The organism is Paenarthrobacter sp. NPDC091711 (assembly GCF_044756605.1).
Classification (GTDB): Bacteria; Actinomycetota; Actinomycetes; order Actinomycetales; family Micrococcaceae; genus Arthrobacter.
Window position 1 is genome coordinate 32,808 of record NZ_JBIVTF010000016.1, and the last position, 22,038, is coordinate 54,845.

Here is a 22,038-nt window from a genome sequence, read left to right on the forward strand (position 1 = left end):
CTGACGTTGGCAGCAGCGTACCTGCCACTCGAACCAAAGTATTCTGGAAAGGATGAGTGAAACCCCAGATACCCCGCGACCCGTCACCCCCGGCAGCCAAGCTTCCTTCGGAACTTACGGTGGCCGACCGGTCAGTTTTGTGCGCCGCGGCACCCGTTTGCAGGGTCGTAGGCAGGCGGCCTGGGAAGAGCATGCTGAGCGTTGGGCCATCCAAGTCCCGCGCCACGTGGCCAACACGTCCGTTCACCCGGACTACACGTTCGATGCCGAGGCTGTGTTCGGGCGCAAGGCACCCCTGATCGTGGAGATTGGCTCCGGACTGGGTGACGCCGTGGTTCATGCCGCGGAGCAGAACCCGGACAAGGACTTCCTCGCTGTAGAGGTCTACACCCCGGGACTGGCCAACACCATCATCAAGATCAACAGCCGTGGGCTGACCAACGTGCGGGTGGTGGAAGCCAACGCCCCTGAGGTCCTGGAGTCAATGCTTCCCGAAGGCTCAGTCAGCGAACTCTGGGTGTTCTTCCCCGACCCCTGGCACAAGGCACGGCACCACAAGCGCCGCCTCATCCAGCCTGCCTTCGCTTCGGTGGCTGCCAAAGCGCTCGAAAAGGGCGGCTACTGGCGCATCGCAACCGACTGGTCCAACTACGCGGTACACGTCCGCGAAGTGCTGGCAGAATCCACCGAGTTCGAGAACATGCACGAAGGCGAGCGCAGCGGCGAGGAGAGCCCCCTGACGCAGGTGTGGCAGTCCGGCGTCGAGTCTGTTGTTGGCGGTGCGCCCGTCAGGGAAGGCCGCGCGCCTGTCAGTACCGAGCACACCGGACCGAACGAAGGCGTGGATGATGAAGGCGGATGGGCTCCGCGATTCGACGGCCGGATCCGGACAAGCTTTGAGAACAAAGCCCACGAGGCCGGGCGAATGATCTTTGACCTCACCTACCGCAAGCTCTAGCCGACGGACTTTGGGGGAATCATGAGCTATCAGCCACCGATCGAGTACTACCAGCAGCCGCAACGATCCGGCAACCGGGGGCTGGGCGCCGGGATCACCAGCATCGTCGCTGCCGTGCTTTCGCCCATCGCCGCGGTGGTCAGCATCCCGTTGGGCATCGCAGCCGTTGCATCCGCGATGAGCCGTTACAACGAGGGCAACGATGCGTGGTGGTTGGGTGCCCTCGTCCTGGCGGGGACTGCGGTGCTGCTGGCCATTGTTGCCGTGGTGTGTGGGCTGATCGCCGTCTTTCGTGCCGGCCGCATGAACGCCGGACGCATCACCGGCATCATCGGATTGGCCATCATGGCGGTCAACATCTTTGGCATTGTCTTCATGGTGTTCCTGGTGCTTGGCTCAGGTCAGGGGTTCTAAATGCCGCAGGTGCGCGCCGAACGGTTCATCCGGCTGGATCCGGAAACGGCCTTCGCACTCTCCCAGACCACAGGAGAGTTCCGGCTGAAATGGGACCCCTTCATCTCTGCACAGGGTTTCCTGGATGGAGCCACTGCGGCTGGCAAAGGCGTCAGGACGCGAACGGTGTCCCGCATGGGCCTGAAAATGGTGAGCGAATATGTCTCCTACATGCCTCCCAAAAATGTGGGCATGACCATGGTGTCCGGGCCCTGGTTCTTTGAGAAGTTCGGAGGCGGTTGGCGGTTCACACCGGACGACGGCGGCACGCGGGCAGTCTGGAAGTACACCTTTTCCTGCCGGCCGGCTTTGCTGAAGCCCGTGGCCGAGAGGATCGGCGGCTGGGTCCTGGGCCGGGAAATTGAGCGTCGGATTGAGGCGTTTGCCCGGGCCTGCGAGGATCCTGCACTCGTGGCAGAACTCCGCTCGCAAGGCGAAGGCGTGCCCGGCACCGGAGTCACAGAGCACTAAGCCCGCTACGGCACCGAAATCGAGGCCACCGTCTTCTCGGCCTCATCGCGAAGCTCAACACCAGCGATGCCAGCCAACTGCACCGGCGTGGCACCTGTGATCTTGATCCGGCCGCTGGCTGTGGCCGTCCATCCGCAGGTGCGTTCTTCGGCGCCGTCCCGGCCCTTCACCCACAGATAAAGGGTGCCTTCCAGCGGCATGGATCGGCCCTCAACCTCGAGCTCCGTGCCCCAGTTCTTCTTCACCATGCCCACGGTCAGCTGCAATCCACTGTCCGACTGCACCGAGTAGCTCGCGTCCGGTTTCGGTGGCTGGTTCAACAGCGGCCCGGCGAGGAAGCCAACAGCCAGGCAGGCAGCGGCCACCGCACCCACCAAAGCCGCCCACCGGCGTCGTGATTTCCGCCTGCGAACGGACAGGTCCACCAGGACGTTCTCGGCAAGCACCGCGGGTTTCGGCTCCAGAGGCGAGAGCCCGTTCGGACCCCCAGCCACAGTGAGGGCAACCGCATCAGCGGCGGGAACGGCGTCGAGCAAAGCCGGCAGGCTCTCCAGTTGCTCCAATTCGTGGCGGCATTCCGCGCAAGCGGCGAGGTGGTCCCGGAAAGCGCGCTCCTCCTCGGGGTCGAGCCCGCCCAACAGGTAGGCGCCCAGCAATTGGTGGACGGAGTTGCCGTTCATCGTTCCACCCCCATTTCGTCAAGGATTGTTCGGAGGGCTTTCACGGCGTAGAAAGCCCGGGATTTCACGGTTCCCGCCGGGATGTTCAGCTGAAGCGCTGCCTCGCTGACGGTGAACCGCTGGTAGTGCAGGGCCACCAGGACCTCGCGGTGTTCGTGACTGAGCCGGAGCAAGGCTTCCTCCATGAGGACCCGGTTGAGGAGTTCGTCAACGCGCTCCCTCGCAGGATGGTCCGGGAGGTCCTGCTCGCCGGATTCGGAAGGGCGGCGCTGCGCCTTCCTGTAGTTGTCGATGATGACGTTCCGCGCCGTCCGGAACAGGTAGCTCCGCAGGCTTCCGGTGATCTGCGGGGCATGCTGCCACACCTTAAGGATGGTTTCCTGCACGACGTCATCGGCCTGGTGGGTATCGGAGGTGCAACTCAGAACGAAGCGCTTCAGAGCCGTGCCATGGTCGCGGTAAATCGCGGCCACCACGTCCTCGTCCAACGGCATAGCCACCTCCCTCGTTCCGCTGCCTTTCGCTTATACGACGACGCGTGTCAGGAAAAGGTTCAGCTCCTTGAACCATTCTTCCCCCGACGGCGTCGTAGGGGTTAGCGCCGGTCCATCCCGGCCGGCTCGTCAAAGGAGCTAGACATGAAGAAACCACTCAGTTTTGGACTCGGTGCGTTGATCCTGACCGCCGCTCTGGCAGGGTGCGGGGGCAGCCCGGGAACCACCACTACGTCCACTCCTCCTCCCGCCGCTGTCTCCTCTGCGGCACCTGCCTCCAGCGCATCAGCCACCAGCACCACAGCCGCTTCCGGCGCCGACATGATGGTTGCGTCCTCCAGTACAGGTCAGATCGTGGTGGACAGCGAAGGCATGAGCCTCTACTTCTTCACCAAGGACGTCAAGGACTCGGGAACCAGCGCGTGCACGGAAGCCTGCCTGACAGCATGGCCAATTTTCACCACGACGTCGGAGGCCCCCACTGTTGATGGTGTCACCGGAACGGTGGGAACCATCGCTTCGCCGGACGGCAAGAAGCACGTGACGCTCAACGGCATGCCCCTGTACTACTACGCCAAGGACAAGGCGCCTGGCGACGTCACCGGCCAGGGCGTGGGCGGCGTCTGGTATCTCGTCAGCCCCACCGGAGAAATGATCAAGTAGCTTCGCCGAGTGCCCGCCGAGGTCGCGGGAAGCCTGCCAGGTCGCCGTAAGTTTCCCTGCGGCCACGCAGGTTTCCCGCGAACTCGCGGTCGGGCCCATCACCTGAATGCCCGCAGGATACGTTCCTTGAAAGCGCGTTCGTTGAATAGGTCCTTCCACTCGACCCGAATGAACCGCCAGCCTTCCTCCATGAGAGCCTTCTCGCGACGCCGTTCCTGAAAAATGACCTCGTCCGTGGGTTTGTAATCGAAGTATTTGGTGCGCCCGTCGAACTCCAAGGCCAGCTTCTCCTCCTTCCAGGCGAAGTCCATGCGATGACGACCCAGCTTGGACTGGACCTCAAATTGTGGCTGTGGGGGTTTGATACGCAGCCTCTGCAACAGCTCACGGGTCAGCGTCTCACCGGCAGACTCGGACCGTGGATCCGCATTGTCCAAGGCTTTTCGCAACGTGCGGACACCTCGTTTTCCGGCGGAGACTGCTGCCATGTCAGTAAGGGCGCTGATGTTGGCACCCAATCGCAATCCGTGGTCCATGATCACGAGCGCCTTGGGATAGCTAAGCATCCTGACGCAGTCGAACATAGTGCGCTCAAGCGTGGTGGCCCGCAGTCCCCGAACCACCACCACATCGGCTTCCGTAAAGGTTTCCGTGTGCCCACGAACATCCTTGCCCGAACGGTCGGACGAAGGCCTGGCGGTGTGAAGGACATGAACTTTGTCATCAACACCCCAAAGGAAGAGACCATGGAGTCGTGCCGCGGACAAATGGCTATAGACCAAACCTCCTGTCGACGACGTCAGGGTCCCATGAGCATGCGCCATAATCCGTTCCATAGCCCGCCTGTGAGGACCCAAGGCGCTCCATTTGTCACTCCTGACGTAGCAGCCATGTCTCAAGCGATAAAGCACATCGGAGTCCACTAGTTTCTTGATTCCCCGACTGTTGAGACCGAACCGGAGTAACTCGTCGGTTCTCCACAGGTACCCGCTCATGGGTAGATCGGAGACAGTCATGGCGGGAGGGTGAGTTGATGTTGGATCCATCGATTCAGCATGGAGACAACACTTCACTTCGCTGAAGGGGGATGCCCCGCTATGTGGACAGTGCAGTGCCGAGAACCAGGGAATGTGGCGAATTCGCCGGAGTTTTGCGCACGCCGCCACAGCTTTGGGGCGAATTCGAAGGTCCATGCCTCAAGACTGGCCGGTGAGCGGGTCCGCTATACTTGCAGGCTACTCAGTGGGGAGAGAACATGGCAGAACAGAAAAACACGAAGAATCCGCCGAACCTGGGATTCCTTGCCCTCCAAGAGGTTGCGTGGGCTCTGGGACTGACGGCCATGGTCATCAATGCGACGAGCCGGGGTTTGGACTGGATTTGGATCGGCCTTCTTGCCGGTTGGCAAGTATCCATCATTTGGGGCTTCGTGAAGCTCCGCCGCGCCAAAACGGCCTAGCCGAGATCGCTGGAACGCGTCGAGATCGCTGGAGCTATCCGGCGATCCTGCAGGGTTCCGGCGATCTGGGCAACGAAGGCACAGGCCCCTAGAGCCGCGCACTCCCATACAGCTGCCGCACCAGATGCTCGATGTCCGGCTCGTGCAAGGACAAGTCAGCGACCTCAGCCGAGCTGGAGATGGCGGCAAGGACAGTGGCCGCGGAGAGTTTGCGGGGATCGAAGGAAACGCTGTGCCGGATTCCGTCCGCCTCGATGCCCTGATGCACGGCGCCGTCAGGCAGTGACAACAGATCAGCCGAGTGCACCGGGGCGGCGAGGTCAACCACCATGGTGCGCACGGCTCCGGCGACGTCAGCCAAACCGGTGAGCGGGCCGTCGTAGGCGATGGCGCCGTCGTCGACTACCAGGACGCGCTGGCACAAACGCTGGATGTCGCTCATGTCGTGGGTGGTGAGCAGCAGCGTGGTGCCGTTCTCCCGGCGCTCCGCATCCAGGAACTGCCGCAGTTTCTCCTTGCTGATCATGTCCAGGCCGATGGTCGGTTCGTCGAGGATGATAAGTTCCGGCCGGTGCAACAGGGCAGCGGCCACCTCGCCGCGCATACGCTGTCCCAGCGAGAGCTGCCGGACGGGCGTGGTGAGGAACTCCCCCAAATCCATCTGCTCGGCGAGTTCCTGGAACCGTGGCTTCCAATCGGCTTCAGGCATGCGGTGCATGGCACCCAGGATGGGGTACGAGTCCTGCAGGGGCAGGTCCCACCACAGCTGGGAGCGCTGCCCGAACACGACGCCGATCTTCCGGGCCAGCGCTTTACGCTGCGGCACAGGGTTGAACCCGCAAACGCTCACGCGTCCCGAGCTTGGCACCAGGACACCGGTCAGCATCTTGATGGTGGTGGATTTGCCGGCACCGTTGGCTCCGATGTAGCCGACGGCCTCCCCCGGTTCCACGACGAAATCGATCCCCCGGACTGCATGAACGGTCTTTTTGCGTCGGCGGAACCTTCCCGCGGGCTCCATGACCTGGAACTCCCGGCTCAGTTCTTCCACTTCAATGATGGGCATATCAGCCTCCTGCGCCGGTGTACTTTTTGATGGCTGCCCGCCAGAGGAGCAGCATGAGTCCGCTGAGGACGACGGCGGCCGGCAGTCCCAGCCAGCCCGTCCATGCAGGGATTCCGGCCGGTCCGTCGAGTCCGAGAATGACCAGGCTGGGTGCGTACGCCACGAGCGTTGCGGGGATGACGAACGTGAAGAAGATCTGGATCGGGAAAAACAATGCCGCTCCGGGCATGGAGGCAACATACCGTCCCCCGTAGGTGAACGCATTGGCGAACTGCCTGCCATCGAGAATCCAGAATTGCATTGCTCCAGCGCCGAGGAAGAGAGCACAGAAGATGGCCGCGCCAGCCAGCGGCGTGATCAGGGCGAGTAGTACTTTGGCTGGATCCCACGCGATGTCTGCGAACCCTAAGGCCGCGGCCAAGGCCGCCAGCGCGAAGATCAATCGGCCCACGCGTCTCAGTTGAAAGTCCGAGGTAGCCAATTGGAGAAGCACGGGAAGGGGCCTCACCAGGAGCACCTCCAGCTTCCCGGACCTGATGGTCTCGGACATGGAGTCGGTCTCCCCCAGGAGCAAGTCACCCAGCGCGAACGCTACGGATGCGAGCCCGAATACCAGAAGGGTCTGCGCAAAGGTCATCCCGCCGAACGAGGAGACGTTGTGGACAATCGCGTAGAGCTCAACAAACTCCGTGAGTCCCAAGAGGATCTGCCCCGCGACGTCGGAGAGGAAGCTGCCCCGGTAGGCGAGTTGCGAGCGCAATCTTGCCGAGACCAACAGCTTGAGGAGCACCAGGTTGGTGACGGGGGCGTGGGGATCGCGGCCTGCACCAGAACGGATTGCACGGGGGCTAGCCACCTTGCACCACCAACCGCCGCGAACCGAAGCGAACCATCACCTGCACAATGACCAGCAGCACGGCCAGCCACAGAAGTTGAACGCCAACCATCGCCAGGCTCTCGCCGCCGTCGGTCCTGCCCGCAAGAATGTCCACCGGGGTTTGAAGCATCGACGGAAACGGTGTGGCCCGAGCGAAATCGAGCAGCCACCCCGGGAACCACGTCACCGGGACCAGGAACCCGGACAACAGGTTCATCACCACCATGTACAGCATCCAGAAGCCCCGGATTTCGAGCACCCAGAAGGACAACAGGTTGATGGCGAAGAAGCCCAAAAAGTTCAGGGAAACGGCAGCGAGGATCGACACGAATCCCAGCAAGTACGGTCCAGGACTACCCGGCATCGACAGGCCCGTCACCAAGGCACCGACAATGAGTGGCGGTAGGCCACGGGGAAGGACGTCGAAAGCGGCACGGCCCAGGTCTTGCGCCCAATAGGACGCCGTCAGGTTCACGGACCGGGAAAGATCGACCGCGATGTCCCCCGACTTCACGCGATTGGCCAGCTCAGCGGTCCCGAAGAGCCCCAAAGGTGCCAGTAGCGCCTGTCCCAGCCACACATAAGTGGCCGCCTCCATGGCCGAGTATCCCCCGATGGCGCCACCCGCCGTCGTAATGGCGCTTAGCAGCAGCGACGCCCGGATGAGTCCGAAGACCGAGTTGGTAAAAGCACCGGCGACGGCGGCAGTACGGTACGTGGAATGGCGGCGGAATGATGACTTGGCCAGTTCCCAATACGCACGCACCGGACGAGTCTACTCACGGGCTTCGACTAATTCGCCGGAACGCGTCGAGATCGCTGGAGTTATCCGGCGATCCTGCAGCGTTCCGGCGATCTCGGCGGTGAAGGCTTACGCGTCGGCGAATTCCTCGGACTCTTCGAACTCGACGGCCGCGATGATTTCCTTGGTCTCCGGGTGGATCATGAAGGCCTCGTCGTCGTCCTCGATCATGAGGTAGTCCCCGTGGTCGGTGGAGAAGTGCCAGGCGAGGGTCTTGACGCCGTCGTGCTCGTAGTTGGGGTCGCCCATGGTGATCTTTTCGAGGGCGTAGCCGGCAACATCGCAGAGTTCGCGGATGATGACCTCGAACTCGGGAGCGTTGGCGAGGGCTTCTTCGTCGGCTTCGGCCTGACGCTCGGCCAGGTCAGGGATTTGGGCGACGCGCTGGGCGATGTGCTCTTCGATTTCTTCGTCGGAGAGAACCAGCAGGGCGGACTGATCGCGCAGGTATGCGGCGCTGAGTTCGATGATGTCCTCTTCTTCCAGCAGCGCTTCAAACTCGCCGTCGAGCTCGTCCAGGGCGACCACGGAAGCTGGCGGAGTTTCGGACTCGTCCAGTTCGCCGTCGAGGTAGGCCTCGGCTTCGTCGCCGCTCAACGTATCAAAGGCAGCTGCGGTGCGGTTAAACAGGTCAAGGTGGCGGACGGCGCCCATTCCCTCAAGCCCTGCCCGCACAAAAGCATCAACTTCTTCACGCTCCGGCGCGGTGAAGACGTACTGGGCAAAGCCGCCAGACAGTGCCTGGGTGAGGTAGAAATCCACGAAGTAGCTGTTGAGCGCTGCGGTGGCGATTTCGTCGCTGTTGAGGAGCTCTTGGTACATGTGGTTCACCACGTTGACATTGGAATCCACCACATCCGCGTTGCCGGCTTCGAAGCTGGTCTTGTTCAGGACAACGGCGTACTCGTTGGTAGTCATGGGAAATCCTCACTGCTGAAAGCTGATGGTGCTCCGGACCCTTTCAACGTACGCGCGGGAGCGGCGCAGCAATCGAGGATGAGGTTAACGGAGGGCGAAGTTTGGGAGCCGTTTTCTGCTGACTAAGATTGAACAGATATCCTCCTGCCGAAAGTAGCCCTGCGCATGCCGTCCCACACAGACGAAAACTGGGAACTGGCCATACAGACTCCTGCCATCACGGACCGCTCGCTCGCGGCCGGACTGGCTTATGCCATGGGCAGCCGCGTGAACGGGATTTCTTTCGACGCGGCCACGGGCCTCCTGATGGGCAAGGTTCGCGGCACCGGTCCGCAGCCGTATTCGACGTCGGCAAAACTGGTTCGCAAGCCCAGCGGCTGGAGCTGCACTGTGGGTATTTGCAGCTGCCCGGTCCGTAAGGACTGCAAGCATGTGGCCGCATTGCTCTTCACGGCGGAGGACCACCCCACTATCCGCGCCCAGCTCCTCTCCCAGGCCCCCGGCATTCAAACCTCACGGGTTGGCTCGGGCCAGCAGGGCGGGTCGGCACGTCCTGCTTGGGAACAAGCCCTCAACAGGCTGATCACCAAGCCCGGCACAGCGCCCAGCGCGGCGGGCATCCAGTTGGCGCTTCAGTTCGAGATTGAGGAGCCGGCGGCCCACTTCTCCTACACAGGCCGACGCGATCCCATGCGCAGTGTCCGCCAGCTCAAAGCGCGCCCGGTCATGATGGGTGCCAAGGGTAAATGGATCCGCGGCGACGTCTCCTGGAACAACCTCAGCTATGTCAGCTTCCGGCGTGAATTCAACGAGGTCCACGTCGAATGGCTTCAGACTTTCCTGGCTGCCCACGGTTCAAGCAACGGCCGGCAGCAACCCTCCGGCGCCATGTGGCTGAGCCTGAACGATTTCGCGGCCAAAAACCTCTGGACCCTCCTCGCCGAGGCCACCAAAGCCGGCATCCCGCTCATTCATTCCGCTGGTAGCGAGCCTGTCCGCGTCGAGACGCAAGCCGCCGTCGTCGGACTCAGTTTGGCGCGCCTGGCCACCGATCCGGACACCGCAAAGCATGAAGCGCCCGACGGCGGCCTGCAGCTCGCGCCGTCAGTCACCCTGGGTGGGGAAGCCGTGGATCCCGGATCCGTGGGTTTCCTGGGCAAGCCGGCCAACGGAATCTTCTTCACGCACTCCGGAGAAACCCTGCCGGGCGTACCCCAACAGAAGAACCTCATCACCCTCGCCCCTATGGAAGGGGGCATCAGTGATGAGTTGCTGGAGTTCGTCATGGACGGCGACACACTTCAGATCCCGGCCGAGGACGAAAGCCGGTTCCTGACCTCGTTCTACCCGAAGCTGCGGCAATCCACGCCCGTGCAGGCTGCGGATGAATCGGTGGAGCTGCCCACGCTGGCTGTGCCCACCTTGTCCCTGCTGGCAAACTACGGCACGGACCACAAGGTCCGGCTGCACTGGGAATGGCACTACAAATCGGGCACCCTTGTCACCGCCCAGCCGTTGTGGCGGCACCCGGACGATCGCGGTTACCGCGATGACCTTGAAGAGGCCCGGATCCTGGAGTCGCTGGGGAGGCCGTGGGACGTGGTGCCCGCGCTCGCCGAATCGGCAACGGGCGGCTGGGGTGCGCCCCGAATAGCTGCCTCCGCTGAGCTCAGTGGCCTGGACACACTGGCGTTCACCGAAGAGGTGCTGCCAGCACTCAAGGACCTGCCCGACGTCGTGGTGGAAACCTCCGGCGACATCGCCGACTACCGTGAGGCCGCCGAAGCGCCCCAGGTGTCCATCTCCACGAAGGAAACGGCAAGCGGCGACTGGTTCGACCTCGGCATCGTGATCACCCTCGAAGGCGAACCTGTTTCCTTCGCCGCCGTGTTCTCCGCGCTCGCCGCCGGAATGAGCCGCATGCTGCTGCCCAGCGGCGCCTACTTCTCACTGGATCTTCCCGAGTTACACCAACTCCGGGCGCTGATTGACGAAGCCCGGTCCTTGCAGGACAACCCGGACAACAAGGACGGCACCCTGCAGATCAGCCGCTTCCAGGCAGGCCTCTGGGACGAGCTCGCCCAGCTGGGGATCGTGGACGAACAGGCCGCCGCGTGGCGCGAGGCTGTTGGTGGACTGCTCGACGACGGCGTGACCGGACTTCCCCTCCCGGCGGGACTTAACGCCGATCTTCGTCCGTATCAGCTTGAAGGTTTCAACTGGCTCAGCTTCCTGTACAAGCACAGCCTCGGCGGCGTGCTGGCGGACGACATGGGCCTGGGTAAAACCGTGCAGGCCATCGCGCTGATCTGCGCGGCGAAGGACTTGGCTGCGGAAACGGCTGCTGCTGCCCAGGGTGATTCTTCCGAGGTGACCCCGCGAGCACCTTTCCTTGTAGTGGCCCCCACAAGCGTGGTGAGCAACTGGGCGGCTGAAGCGCAGCGTTTTGCCCCGGGACTGGTGGTGCGGACCGTCGGTGAAACGTTCGCCAAGAGCGGCCTGTCCCCTGCCGAAGCGTTGGCGGGCGCCGACGTCGTTATTACCTCCTATGCCCTGTTCCGCATTGACTACGATGCCTACGCGTCCTTCCAATGGGCTGGTCTGATGCTGGATGAGGCGCAATTTGTTAAGAATCACCAGTCCAAGGCCTACCAGTGCGCTCGCAAGCTGCCGGCGCGGTTCAAGCTGGCGATCACGGGCACGCCTCTGGAGAACAACCTCATGGAGTTCTGGGCGCTGACCTCCATTGTGGCGCCGGGACTGTTCCCAAGCCCCAAACGGTTCGCGGAAAACTACCAAAAGCCGGTGGAAAAGAACGGCGATTCCGCCCAGCTGGGCAAGCTCCGGCGTCGTGTGCGACCGCTCATGATGCGACGCACCAAAGAGCAAGTCATCAAGGACCTGCCGCCCAAGCAGGAGCAGATCCTTGAAGTGGTGCTGAACCCAAGGCACCAAAAGGTTTACCAGACGCACCTGCAGCGCGAACGGCAGAAGATCCTGGGCTTGATCGATGATGTGAACAAGAACCGGTTCACCATCTTCCAGTCGCTGACGTTGCTACGGCAGCTGAGCCTGGACGCGTCGTTGGTGGATTCGTCACTTTCCGGAGTGCGGTCTTCCAAGCTGGACGTGCTGTTCGAACAACTGGAGGACCTCATTTCCGAGGGACACCGGGCACTGATTTTCAGCCAGTTCACCGGGTTCCTGGGCAAGGTTCGCGAGCGTTTGGATGCCGAAGGTGTGGAATACTGCTATCTCGATGGCAGCACCCGAAACCGCGGCGACGTTGTCAGTGAATTCAAGAACGGTGCCGCTCCGGTGTTCCTGATTTCGCTGAAGGCCGGTGGGTTCGGGCTCAACCTGACCGAGGCAGATTACGTGTTCCTGCTGGATCCCTGGTGGAACCCGGCGTCCGAAGCGCAGGCCGTGGACCGCACGCACCGTATTGGGCAGGCCAGGAACGTGATGGTCTACCGGCTGGTGGCCAAGGACACCATCGAAGAGAAGGTCATGGCGTTGAAGGCCAAGAAATCACAGCTGTTCGCGGACGTGATGGAAGGCGATGCCTTGGCCGGTGGCTCGTTGACGGCGGACGACCTGGCGGCGCTGTTCGCGGAGTAGGTGGCGGTTGGCTGTAGACTCTCCCCGGCCCAAGAATGTGGTCGCTGGCACAGAAATAGGGGGAGCTGCAGTGACCACTCTGCTGTTTTCGAGACAAGAGTCTTCAGAGAATCGTTCGAGGGGGCGGCTGCGGGCAGTCTCTGCAGTGCTGGCCGCAGTGAGCCTGATGGCCGCGGTGCTTTTCGGAGTGGCCTCACCGGCACACGCGGATGTGCGCCTGACGGATATACCAACGGGAAGCGGACCGTCCACAGCTGTGGTTAATCCCGTGACGAACAAGGTTTACGTGGCGCATCTGGGCAGCCCTTACGTGTCGGTGATCGATGGCACTACGAATGTGGCCACAACCATTCCCTTGAGTGGGCGGCCCTCAAGTCTGGCCATCAACACCGTGACCAACAAGGTCTACGCGTCTGTCAACGGCACTGTGGTGGCCATAGACGGAGCCACCAATGCTGTGTCTATTCTCTACACCGGTCAAAGCATCGGCGAAGTTGCTATCGATGAGTCGACCAACCAGATCTTTGCATCCGATACCGGCACCCACAGCATGCTGATCATCGATGGTGGCACCACCGCCACTGACAAAGTCCCCTTGGGCGGAGACGCACAGGACATGGCCGTGAACACGGCAACAAATACCGTCTATGCCATCGCTAGTCAGGAAAATTCGGTCTTCGTCGTGGACGTCTCCATGAAAACGTCCACCAAAGTAACAGTAGGAGAACGCCCCGCCTTTCTGGCAGTTAACCCGAAGACGAATAAGGTCTATGTCAGCAACGACGGCGAGACGGCGATGTCCGGTCCCGATGTCACTCTGATCGATGGCGCCACCAACGCCACAACCAGCATCCCTATGAGGGATACACCCGGAGACCTGGTGGTCAATCTCGCCACGAACAAGATCTACGTTTCCGCGGGAAGCTCCGAACTGTCCGTGATAGACGGCATTACCAATTCGGTGTCAGGTATTCCGTACCCCTTCGACGTTGATAGTCCCAGCGGCTTGAGCGTCAACGAAACCACCAACAAGATCTACGCAGCCAACAGGCGTGGCAGCGTCATCGTCCTCAAAGCAGCTACGGGGACCATGGACCTCGTCCCGACGGGCTCTTATCCGCAGATGGCTGCCGTCAACGAGGCAACCAACAGGACGTATGTCCCCAACCAAAACACCGGGACAGTCACCGTCATCGACGGCGTTGACGCACCGCCGGCCTTCACCGCAAGCCAACCGCCGGTTGTTGGAACTGTTGGGTCGATGTACAGCTACACTTTCAAGGCCACAGGCTCTCCAGCACCTAAATTCTCCGTCAACGCTGGTACTTTGCCGCCTGGCCTGACCTTGGACAAGCAGACCGGAATCCTTTCCGGCATCGCCACCAAGGCCGGAACGTACAAAGTGCAGGTGGCTGCGTCCAACGGCGTCAGCCCTTCAGCCTTCAGCAAGTGGTTCACGATCACGGTCAACGCCGCCAAGAACGACTTCAATTCCGACGGCAAAGCAGACACTCTCGCCCGTGACTCTGCCGGAAATCTGTGGCTCTACCCCGGTGACACGGGTGGTCACTTCCTTCCCCGAACCCAAGTCGGTTCCGGCTGGAACGCAATGACCTCCCTTGTGGCGCCGGGTGATCTCAACGGCGATGCCAAGGCGGACGTTCTGGCTCGAGACGCCGCCGGAATCCTGTGGCTTTACCCGGGCAATGGATACGGCGAGTGGTATCCGCGCGTCCAGGTCGGTGCCGGCTGGAACGTCATGACCTCGATCATTGGTCCCGGTGACTTCAATGGCGATGGCAAGCACGACGTTCTGGCCAAGGACTCGGCAGGAGTGCTTTGGCTTTACCCGGGCAACGGCGCCAGCGGCTGGCTCCCCCGCGTCCAGGTCGGTGCCGGCTGGAACGCCATGGACAAGATCGTAGGCCCCGGCGACTTCAATGGAGACGGCAAGCACGACGTTATAGCCACCGACACCGCGGGCACGTTGTGGCTCTACCCCGGCAACGGCGCCAGCGGCTGGCTCCCCCGCGTCCAGGTCGGTGCCGGCTGGAACGCCATGACCGCCGTCGTAGGTCCCGGCGACTTCAACAGCAACTTCGTGCCCGACGGCACGGACGACCTCCTGGTTCGTGATGCCGACGGCGTCCTGTGGCACTACCCCCGGGACGGACGAGGTAACTGGATGCCGCGGTTCGCCGTGGGATGGGGCTGGAATGTGATGACGGCGATTCTCTAGGAATGTCGACGGCGGCCTTCCGCAAGGAGGCCGCCGTCGCTCGTTCTATTGCGCTGCGGAAAGATCCCTACGGGCATGAGGGCGGCCTCGAAGGTCGACAAGTCGTTCAACCTCAAGTTCGCCCGCGAGGCCTTCCTCAAACGAGAGCAATGAAAGCAACCGCAAGGGGCGACCAGATTCCGCCGCGGCCTGCATCTTGTGGTGGCCATCAAGCAGGAAGTGCATCAGACCCCAGTGGCCGTAATAGTCCGTTCCGTTGTCGACCGCCGGCTGGCAAATATCGAGGATGGAAACAGCCACCGCTGTGACAAACCCCACGTGTCTACCTGATCTTCGCTGAAATAGTCTCCCTGCTTGCCGGGGGTGACGAGTTCGGGCTGCACTTCAAGCAGCAGAGGAACATATGAACCGCCGGGCAGAATCGACATAAAAGCGTCAACCACGTCCTCGTCGATTGTGTCGAGACCGAAATTCAGGTGGTGACGTGCTTCCGATACAGAGGCCGTCTCGGTCGAGTCACCGGTACGTTCAAAAAGCAAAGGGCAGGTGCCGCACCAGAATGAAAGACTGAATGCGGTTTTGTCTCCGTTCCAGAGCAGCCGTTGTCCGGCCCGCTGCCCTTCCTGTTTTGCTCCCACGCCGAAACGGATCAGCGACGACTCGGACTCTTCTACCACTCGCTTTTTACCGGCTTCCAACAACATGCTGGGCAGTCTATCTGTCCCTTCATGGCCGCCGTCGCTCGTTTAGTCGTCCAGCCGCACGCCCCGCAGCAGCACCATGGTTCCGCCCACGGCGACTGCGGAGGCCAGGAACACGCCCGCCGCGCCCAGGCCCACCGCCACTACGCCAATTACACTGGGCAGGACCACTTGCCCCACCCTGTTTCCCGCCAACCTCAAGGCCAGGGCACGCCCGCGTTGGCCTTCAGGGGCTTGGGCCGAGAGCCAGGACATGGTGAGCGGCTGACCGATTCCCAGGCCCAAACCGAGGAACGCCATCACCACGAAGAGCAACCACTCGGGCATCGGAATAGCAGCCACACCTAGCGCCACGGTGGAGATGGCCAGGCTAAGGATCAACAGCCTCATACGCCCCAGCCTGCGGGATACGGTGCCGAGGCCCAGCCTGGACACCATGGAAAACACCGCGCGGACGGTCAGCATGAGACCCACGGTTGCTGCGGTCAAGCCCCGCTCCGCGCCTAAAGCCGGCAGGTACACCACGGTCAGGTCCACCACGGCCAGGACGGTGGCGCTGGTGGCCAACGCCCGGGCCACGCCGGGGGTCCTCAGCAGCGCCAGCGAACCACCCTTGGCGGCTTCGCCCTTCACTGCGCGTTTCCGTCGGCTGGCCCTTGCGGACATCAGGAACGTGGTCAGGAACATCACCAGGCTCATGGCGGTGGCGAGCAGGAAGATCGCCTGCGTATTCGGGCGAATGGAAGCGCCGCCCACCACTGAAATAGCCAATGGTCCGAGGGCTTGGCCCAGCGACGCGGCAAAAGTCAGGTATCCGAAAGCGGAGTCCAACTTCGACGACGCCGCGTTGTTGGCCACCACCGCTTGCTGCCCCACCACACACGCCAACTGCCCGGCGCCCAGAAGCGCCGTCCCGGCCACCAGAGCCGGGACTGACGTCGCCCAGAACAGCAGAAAAGCGGAACAACCCAGTACGACGGCGGCCCCGATCGCCATGAGCCTGCGCTCACCCAAGCGGTCCACCAGTCCGCCGATGGGAAGGGCAAGCAACAGGGGAAACACTGCGTAGCTGGCGGCGAGAAGACCCAGTGCGAACCCGGGGACGTCCAATTCCAGCGCGCGGTAGGTGGTTGCTGGACGGACCAGGAACGTGACAGCTTGGATGAGGGTCGAGTGGACAAGGAGTGCTGTGGACGAACGCCGTCCGAGTTCGCCGATCATTCGACAGCGAGGCCGGACGCCGAGATCACGCGCAGGGTCTCGTCCCTGGCGCCGATCACATGTTCGAAGGCGACCTTGGCTGCCTTCTCCTCATCCTTGGAAGCGATGGCCTCGACCAAAAGCCGATGGTTGGCGAGCGCTTCATCGCGACGTTCGGGGGCGTTGTTGGTGAAGTAGCGGTAGCGCTCCACTTGGCTGGCGATTTGCCCGTGGAAGCGTTGAGCCCAGGAGTTTCCTGCGATCCTGGCGATGGCTGCGTGCAGGGCAACCCCGTATTTCATGGCTTCATCAGCGAACTCCACCATGGCAGCGTTGCGGGCCAGGATTCCGCGGAGTTCTTCAAGGTCGGCAGTGGTGGCGTTGGCGCAGGCCTCCCGGGCCATCAGGGATTCCAAGGCGGCGCGGACGTCGTACAGCTCGGAGATCACTTTCTCGTCCAATTCCGGAACCAGGACTCCGCCTGTGGGCAGTTGTTCGAGAAGGCTCTCGGAGATGAGACGGCGGATGGCTTCCCGGAGGGGCGTGCGGCTGACCTGCAGGGCCGTGGCCATGGCGGGTTCGTAGATGCGCTCGCCGGGTTTCAGGTCGAGGCTCAGTATCCGGCGCTTCAGCTCGCCGTAGACGAGGTGGGCCCCCGTGTTGCGTGGTTCTTCTGCCATACCGTGCTGCTTTCGCGAAAGTGTACTTGTATACATCTATACAGCTATCTCGAATTGCAGGCAAAGTCGGTACAGCTATGACCACTTCTGACTGACCCGGATCGAGCCTGTTCGAGTCCCTTGTTGCTGTCCCGGACGCCTCGTAGGGTCGCTTGTGCCTGGCCTTTCCCGAAGCCGGACACCGCACCCACAACAACCCCGACGATGAGGTTCACCCATGGCGTTTACCGCTCGAAGAATCCGAAGGCCAGTGGCCGTCCTGGCAGCAGCTGTGACTGCTGCCACCAGCTTGGCACTCATGCCGGCCACCACTCCGCAAGCCCACGCAGCCGATGCAACGGCGGTCACCATCACCCCGAACCCCGCCAGCCGTGGCGAAGCGTTCGAGGGATGGGGAACCAGCCTGGTGTGGTTCGCGAATGCGACGGCGGGATACTCCCCCGAGCTGCGTGAGGAGTTGTACCAGAAGGTCTTCGGCGAAAATGGGCTGAACCTCAACATCGCCCGCTACAACGTGGGCGGCGGCAACGCCTCGGACGTCAAGGACTACCTCAATGACGGCAGCGCTGTGGAGGGATGGTGGAAGCCGGTCACTGAAGCGCAACCCGGCCAGCCGGCGTCGAACCTTTACAACCCGGATGGCTCCGTGGATAAGACCCAAGCCAACAAGCTCGCCTTCCTCAATGCCTGGAACCCGGACGACCCCGCGTCCTACAACCCCGACGCCGATCAAAACCAGCGCTGGTGGGTGGAGCGCCTCGCCGCAGACCAGCAAATCACCCACTGGGAAGCCTTCAGCAACTCCCCGCCTTGGTTCATGACCAAGAGCGGCTACGTTTCGGGGCAGGTGAACACCGCCAAGGGAGAAAACCTGCTCCCCGAAGCGGAAGCCAAGTTCGCCGCTTACATGAGGAACGCCGTCGAGCTCCTTGAAAAGGCAAGCGGCATCACGGTGGACACCATCGATCCGTTCAACGAGCCGAACTCGGGCTACTGGGGTACGGACATTGACGCCGCCACCGGCAAACCACCTACCTCGTACACGCAGAAGCAGGAGGGCGCCCTGATCTACCCGGCTGCCCAGGACCGCGTGACCAAGCTGCTGGCCGCAGAACTGGAAAAGGGCAGCACGGACGCCGTCATCTCCGCGATGGACGAGACGGATCCCAGCAAATTCATGACCAACTGGAACGGCTACAGCCAGGAGGCAAAAGATGCGGTAGCCCAGCTCAACGTCCACACCTACGGCACCAATGATCGCCGCAGGGTCCGCGACCTTGCCAACTCCACGGACAAGCCCTTGTGGATGAGCGAGGTTGGGGGCTTCTGGACGGGCAACCCAGCGCTCGGCGACTCCACCAGCGGCTGGGACCGCTCCAACATCACCAACGGTTTGGGGATCGCGGGGCGCATGGTCAACGATCTCCGCGAGCTCGAACCGGACGCATGGGTCTTCTGGCAGCCTGTGGAGGACACGTACAAGCAGGAGAAAGCCGACAAAGGCTGGGGCTCCATCTACGTGGACTTCGACTGCAACTACGAGGGCCGCGAAGGCTTGTCCAACCGCCGCATCAACGACGGCGCATCCCAGGAACAAGCCAAGTGCAAGGTCCTGACCAACCAGAAGTACAACACCACCCGCAACTTCACCCATTACATCCGTCCCGGCGACTTCCTCATCCAGAATGACAACGCCAAGACCGCCAGCGCCCTCCGCGCAGACGGCAACGGTGCCACGTTGGTCCACTTCAATGACACCCCGACGCCGGAAAAGGTCACCATCGATCTCAGCCGGTTCGCCGAAATCGCACCCGGCGCCAAGGTCACTCCCGTGGTGACCACCAAGTCGCCGCTGGATGACATCGAGAAGAACGCGCTCGTCAAGGGTGCGCCGGTGGCAGTGGATGCAACAGCCAAGTCCGCCACGCTGGAGGTTCCTGCCGCATCAGTGGTGACATTCGTCGTCGACGGCGTCAGTGGAGTTTCGGAGGACGCCGCGCCTGTGCAGGACGGCCACAGCTACCACCTCAGCGGTGAAGCGAGCGGCAAGTACCTGACGGCGCGAGCTAACGGCACGGCCTCAATTGAGGATTTGGGCACCGACGCCGCTGGTGTGGCTCCGCAAATGTGGACGTTCAACGCCGTGTCTACGGAAGATGAGTTCGCGAACGATCGTCGCTGGGTTCTGACGAACAAGGACGGCAAGGTGCTCACGGGCAACGGTGGGGTGCTGAACGGCAGCCAGAGCGGTGCGGCTTCACTGTCTACACTGACGTTGGAACAGGCCAAGACCACTCCTTCTGCACAGTGGATAGTGACCACGGAGAACGGCAAACAGTGGTCCCTGGTGAACGCTGGCGCCGCGATTGCCCTGCAGGTTTCGGGCAACCAGACAGCGGCGGGTACGTCCGTGGCCTTGGCATCCTCAACCGGCACCACTGCGACAGCCCTGGCCAATCCACACCAGGCATGGGCCTTCACGGACATTGCAGATCTCAAGCTCCTGGGTGTTTCCCCTGGTGAGCTGAGCACCCCCGTAGGGACAGCGCCAGTCCTGCCAGCCACGGTCACGCCTGTTTACGAGGCAGGCCCCGGCAAGCAGTTGGCCGTCACCTGGGCACCGGTGGATCCTTCCTCATGGCAGAAAGCCGGCAAAGTAACGGTCTACGGTTCAGGGGTTGACCCGTACGGTCAAACCTTCGAAGCCGTGCTCACAGTCACGGTGGGCTCCTACATCGCCACGGACCCTGTTTCCGTGACCGTTGGAACCGGATCATCGGTGGCTTCCCTACAGGCCTTGGCTCCGGCCAGCGTTCCCGGACAGATCGCCGATGGTCCCGCCCGGAACCCACTGGCCGTCACGTGGGACTGGTCCGCAGTGGAAGAATCAGCTCTGCACACCCCGGGAACCGTCACTGTGCCCGGAACCGCCAACGGCCTCCCGGCCACGCTGACCATCATTGTGGTGGACCGCGTTCCCGTAGCCAACATCTGCAAGGACGACCCCACCACCACGGCCACCGCAAGCTACACCGAGGGCTCCTACATCGCCAAGAACACCTGCGATGCCAACGCCTCCACGCGCTGGTCCAACTGGGTAAGCGGCGGCCGTGCCGGTGACAGCCTGAGCTACGCCTTCAGCCGCGACTACACCGTTTCCTCCGTGACCGTCACGTCCGCGGAAAAGGCTGCGGCAAGCCTGAGAGTCCAGTACCAGGACGCCTCCGGAACATGGAAGGACACCTCCGCGGGAACCATTACGGGACTCTCCATCTCTTCACCGACCACCGTCCGTTTCGATCCCGTCACCACCCGTGGGATCAGGGTTTCGTTCGTGACCACGGCGTCGTACACCAAGATCGCGGAGGTTGCCATCGCTGGTTCCCGCCTGGCCGACGCCGGGCTTGCCGACCTCGGCCGGCTCCTCGTCAACCAGGCCTCGGTAGTGGGCTTCGACCCGGCGAGCACCGACTACCGGGCGCTGACCGCAACGGCGACTCCCGCCGTCGTCGGCTACCCGCTGGACACTAACGCCAAGGTGACGGTCCAGCAGCCCACCGTTGAGAACCCGACGGCGGTAGTCACCGTGACAGCGCCGGACGGCACCACGAAGGTCTACCGCGTGACAGTGTCCACGGGCAAGGAAGCGTGCAAGAACGATGGCTGGACGACGAGCCCATCGCCCGTCTTCAAGAACCAAGGACAGTGCGTGAGCAGCTTCGCGGCTGGGAAATAACTCCTCAGCAACCGGTTCGGGTCTCCTCCTGCTGAGCGCGGGAGGGGCCCGAGCGGCTTGATGCGATGAGTAACAGAAGCCCTATCCGCATTTATGGCCTTATGCGATGAGTAACAGAAGCCCTATCCGCATTTATGGCCTTCAATGCGAATAAGGAGTCAGTTGCTCACCGTTTTTGATCCGTTGCTGCTCAGCCACGCACCCAGCGGTACGGCGTTGTGGTGGAGACCTTGAGCAGGCCGGAGCGTTCCAGGATGGGCCGCGAGAATTCGGTGGAGTCACTGTGGATGAGGGTCTTTCCCATCTCAAGTGCGGCCTGTGCGCGACGGGCTGTCAAAGCCCGGTAAATCCCCCGGCCGCGCCATTCCTCCCTCGTGGCACCACCCCAGATACCGGCGAAGTCCGTACCGGGAACTGGCTCCAAGCGGCCTGCGCTGACAATCTGACCTTCAGCCTCGGCCACCCAGAGCTGCATGCCGTCATCGAGGGAGAGTCTGCGAAGCAGGGCATCAGCCATCTCATCTGAGACCGGTTCGCCGAAGACCTCGTCCTGCATGGCGCTCATGGCCCGCACGTCGGCTTCGTCCGTCACCTGCCGGAGGGTCACGCCGTCGGGAAGTGACGCAGTTGTACTCAAAGCCCGGGCCTCGCCGATCATGATCGATTCAGGGTCGTCCTGGGTGAATCCGTTGTGGATGAGAGCCTCGTGCAAACCCGGGGCGTGGTCATGCCCGCGGGATTTCCACTCCACCCTGGTGATGTCAGGTTCAGCACGGTAGTAAGCCACTGAATCAGCCACGAGCCGCGTGATGGTGTCCGCATCCGCACCACCGAGGTCCTGGTACGTGACGAAGCCGCGGCCCTTCATGAAAGTCACCCAGCGCAGGGGCCCGTGCCGGGTCACCTTGAGGGCACTCGGTGTCTCAGCGTCGGTGCGCAGGTTGGCGTCGTAGGCTGCAAGGAAACGTGCGCGGTCTTCGCTGTGGCTCATTCCGCGAGCCTACTGCAGCCTGGCTTGGC

Annotated in this window: 19 protein-coding genes; 8 read left to right on the forward strand and 11 right to left on the reverse strand. The window is 62.4% G+C overall.

Annotation, left to right across the window (positions count from 1 at the left end; all coding sequences use genetic code 11):
- Positions 1-52: 52 nt before the first annotated feature.
- From trmB to ACIQH5_RS19005, 3 genes are read left to right on the forward strand one after another with little or no spacing between them, the layout of a single operon-like run.
- Positions 53-958 (forward strand): tRNA (guanosine(46)-N7)-methyltransferase TrmB, encoded by a 906-nt coding sequence (gene trmB, locus ACIQH5_RS18995; RefSeq protein WP_400406444.1) that lies wholly within the window; start codon positions 53-55, stop codon positions 956-958.
- Between the two features lie 21 nt (positions 959-979).
- Positions 980-1,372, forward strand: a complete 393-nt coding sequence (locus ACIQH5_RS19000; RefSeq protein WP_400406447.1) for a hypothetical protein — start codon at positions 980-982, stop codon at positions 1,370-1,372.
- Entirely contained in the window at positions 1,373-1,882 is a 510-nt protein-coding gene (locus tag ACIQH5_RS19005) for a type II toxin-antitoxin system RatA family toxin (RefSeq protein WP_400406450.1), read from the forward strand.
- Positions 1,883-1,887: 5 nt separating this feature from the next.
- Here ACIQH5_RS19005 and ACIQH5_RS19010 read toward each other — a convergent pair whose 3' ends face one another.
- The gene (locus tag ACIQH5_RS19010; protein WP_400406453.1) at positions 1,888-2,562 is read right to left on the reverse strand and encodes an anti-sigma factor family protein; all 675 of its coding nucleotides are present in this window, start codon (positions 2,560-2,562) and stop codon (positions 1,888-1,890) included.
- Positions 2,559-3,056 (reverse strand): sigma-70 family RNA polymerase sigma factor, encoded by a 498-nt coding sequence (locus ACIQH5_RS19015; RefSeq protein ID WP_400406456.1) that lies wholly within the window; start codon positions 3,054-3,056, stop codon positions 2,559-2,561. Before ACIQH5_RS19015 ends, ACIQH5_RS19010 begins: the two co-directional genes overlap by 4 nt.
- 144 nt (positions 3,057-3,200) lie before the next feature.
- Between ACIQH5_RS19015 and ACIQH5_RS19020 the strand changes: the two genes are divergently transcribed.
- Entirely contained in the window at positions 3,201-3,719 is a 519-nt protein-coding gene (locus ACIQH5_RS19020) for a hypothetical protein (RefSeq protein WP_400406459.1), read from the forward strand.
- A gap of 98 nt (positions 3,720-3,817) precedes the next feature.
- Here ACIQH5_RS19020 and ACIQH5_RS19025 read toward each other — a convergent pair whose 3' ends face one another.
- Positions 3,818-4,765 (reverse strand): hypothetical protein, encoded by a 948-nt coding sequence (locus tag ACIQH5_RS19025; protein WP_400406462.1) that lies wholly within the window; start codon positions 4,763-4,765, stop codon positions 3,818-3,820.
- Positions 4,766-4,974: 209 nt separating this feature from the next.
- On the opposite strand from ACIQH5_RS19025, the gene ACIQH5_RS19030 reads away from it, so the two are divergent.
- Positions 4,975-5,178, forward strand: a complete 204-nt coding sequence (locus tag ACIQH5_RS19030; RefSeq protein ID WP_400406465.1) for a hypothetical protein — start codon at positions 4,975-4,977, stop codon at positions 5,176-5,178.
- Between the two features lie 88 nt (positions 5,179-5,266).
- Here the strand turns inward: ACIQH5_RS19030 and ACIQH5_RS19035 are convergent, their stop codons facing one another.
- The 4 genes from ACIQH5_RS19035 to ACIQH5_RS19050 all read right to left on the reverse strand — a co-directional run bounded on the left by ACIQH5_RS19035 (position 5,267) and on the right by ACIQH5_RS19050 (position 8,841).
- Positions 5,267-6,244, reverse strand: coding sequence for an ATP-binding cassette domain-containing protein (locus tag ACIQH5_RS19035; RefSeq protein ID WP_400406468.1), 978 nt, complete (start codon positions 6,242-6,244; stop codon positions 5,267-5,269).
- Between the two features lies 1 nt (position 6,245).
- Positions 6,246-7,100: an ABC transporter permease gene (locus ACIQH5_RS19040; protein ID WP_400406472.1), complete on the reverse strand. Its 855-nt coding sequence runs from the start codon at positions 7,098-7,100 to the stop codon at positions 6,246-6,248.
- Entirely contained in the window at positions 7,093-7,887 is a 795-nt protein-coding gene (locus ACIQH5_RS19045; protein ID WP_400406475.1) for an ABC transporter permease, read from the reverse strand. The genes ACIQH5_RS19040 and ACIQH5_RS19045 overlap by 8 nt, the downstream gene beginning before the upstream one ends.
- Positions 7,888-7,992: 105 nt before the next feature.
- On the reverse strand, positions 7,993-8,841 hold the full coding sequence (locus tag ACIQH5_RS19050; protein ID WP_141280696.1) for a hypothetical protein: 849 nt from the start codon (positions 8,839-8,841) through the stop codon (positions 7,993-7,995).
- A gap of 165 nt (positions 8,842-9,006) precedes the next feature.
- On the opposite strand from ACIQH5_RS19050, the gene ACIQH5_RS19055 reads away from it, so the two are divergent.
- The gene (locus tag ACIQH5_RS19055; protein ID WP_400406476.1) at positions 9,007-12,462 is read left to right on the forward strand and encodes an SNF2-related protein; all 3,456 of its coding nucleotides are present in this window, start codon (positions 9,007-9,009) and stop codon (positions 12,460-12,462) included.
- 268 nt (positions 12,463-12,730) lie between these two features.
- Positions 12,731-14,701: an FG-GAP-like repeat-containing protein gene (locus ACIQH5_RS19060; protein WP_400406479.1), complete on the forward strand. Its 1,971-nt coding sequence runs from the start codon at positions 12,731-12,733 to the stop codon at positions 14,699-14,701.
- Positions 14,702-14,925: 224 nt separating this feature from the next.
- Here ACIQH5_RS19060 and ACIQH5_RS19065 read toward each other — a convergent pair whose 3' ends face one another.
- Genes ACIQH5_RS19065 through ACIQH5_RS19075 form a run of 3 tightly spaced genes read right to left on the reverse strand, consistent with a single transcriptional unit; the run spans position 14,926 to position 17,282 of the window.
- Complete coding sequence (locus ACIQH5_RS19065; RefSeq protein WP_400406481.1) at positions 14,926-15,405, reverse strand: hypothetical protein; 480 nt, start codon at positions 15,403-15,405, stop codon at positions 14,926-14,928.
- Positions 15,406-15,447: 42 nt separating this feature from the next.
- Positions 15,448-16,623, reverse strand: coding sequence for an MFS transporter (locus ACIQH5_RS19070; protein ID WP_400406483.1), 1,176 nt, complete (start codon positions 16,621-16,623; stop codon positions 15,448-15,450).
- Positions 16,620-17,282, reverse strand: a complete 663-nt coding sequence (locus ACIQH5_RS19075) for a GntR family transcriptional regulator (RefSeq protein WP_400406485.1) — start codon at positions 17,280-17,282, stop codon at positions 16,620-16,622. The genes ACIQH5_RS19070 and ACIQH5_RS19075 overlap by 4 nt, the downstream gene beginning before the upstream one ends.
- 217 nt (positions 17,283-17,499) lie before the next feature.
- Between ACIQH5_RS19075 and ACIQH5_RS19080 the strand changes: the two genes are divergently transcribed.
- Positions 17,500-21,018: a discoidin domain-containing protein gene (locus ACIQH5_RS19080; protein ID WP_400406487.1), complete on the forward strand. Its 3,519-nt coding sequence runs from the start codon at positions 17,500-17,502 to the stop codon at positions 21,016-21,018.
- A gap of 190 nt (positions 21,019-21,208) precedes the next feature.
- Here the strand turns inward: ACIQH5_RS19080 and ACIQH5_RS19085 are convergent, their stop codons facing one another.
- Complete coding sequence (locus ACIQH5_RS19085) at positions 21,209-22,009, reverse strand: GNAT family N-acetyltransferase (RefSeq protein WP_400406490.1); 801 nt, start codon at positions 22,007-22,009, stop codon at positions 21,209-21,211.
- Positions 22,010-22,038: the final 29 nt, after the last annotated feature.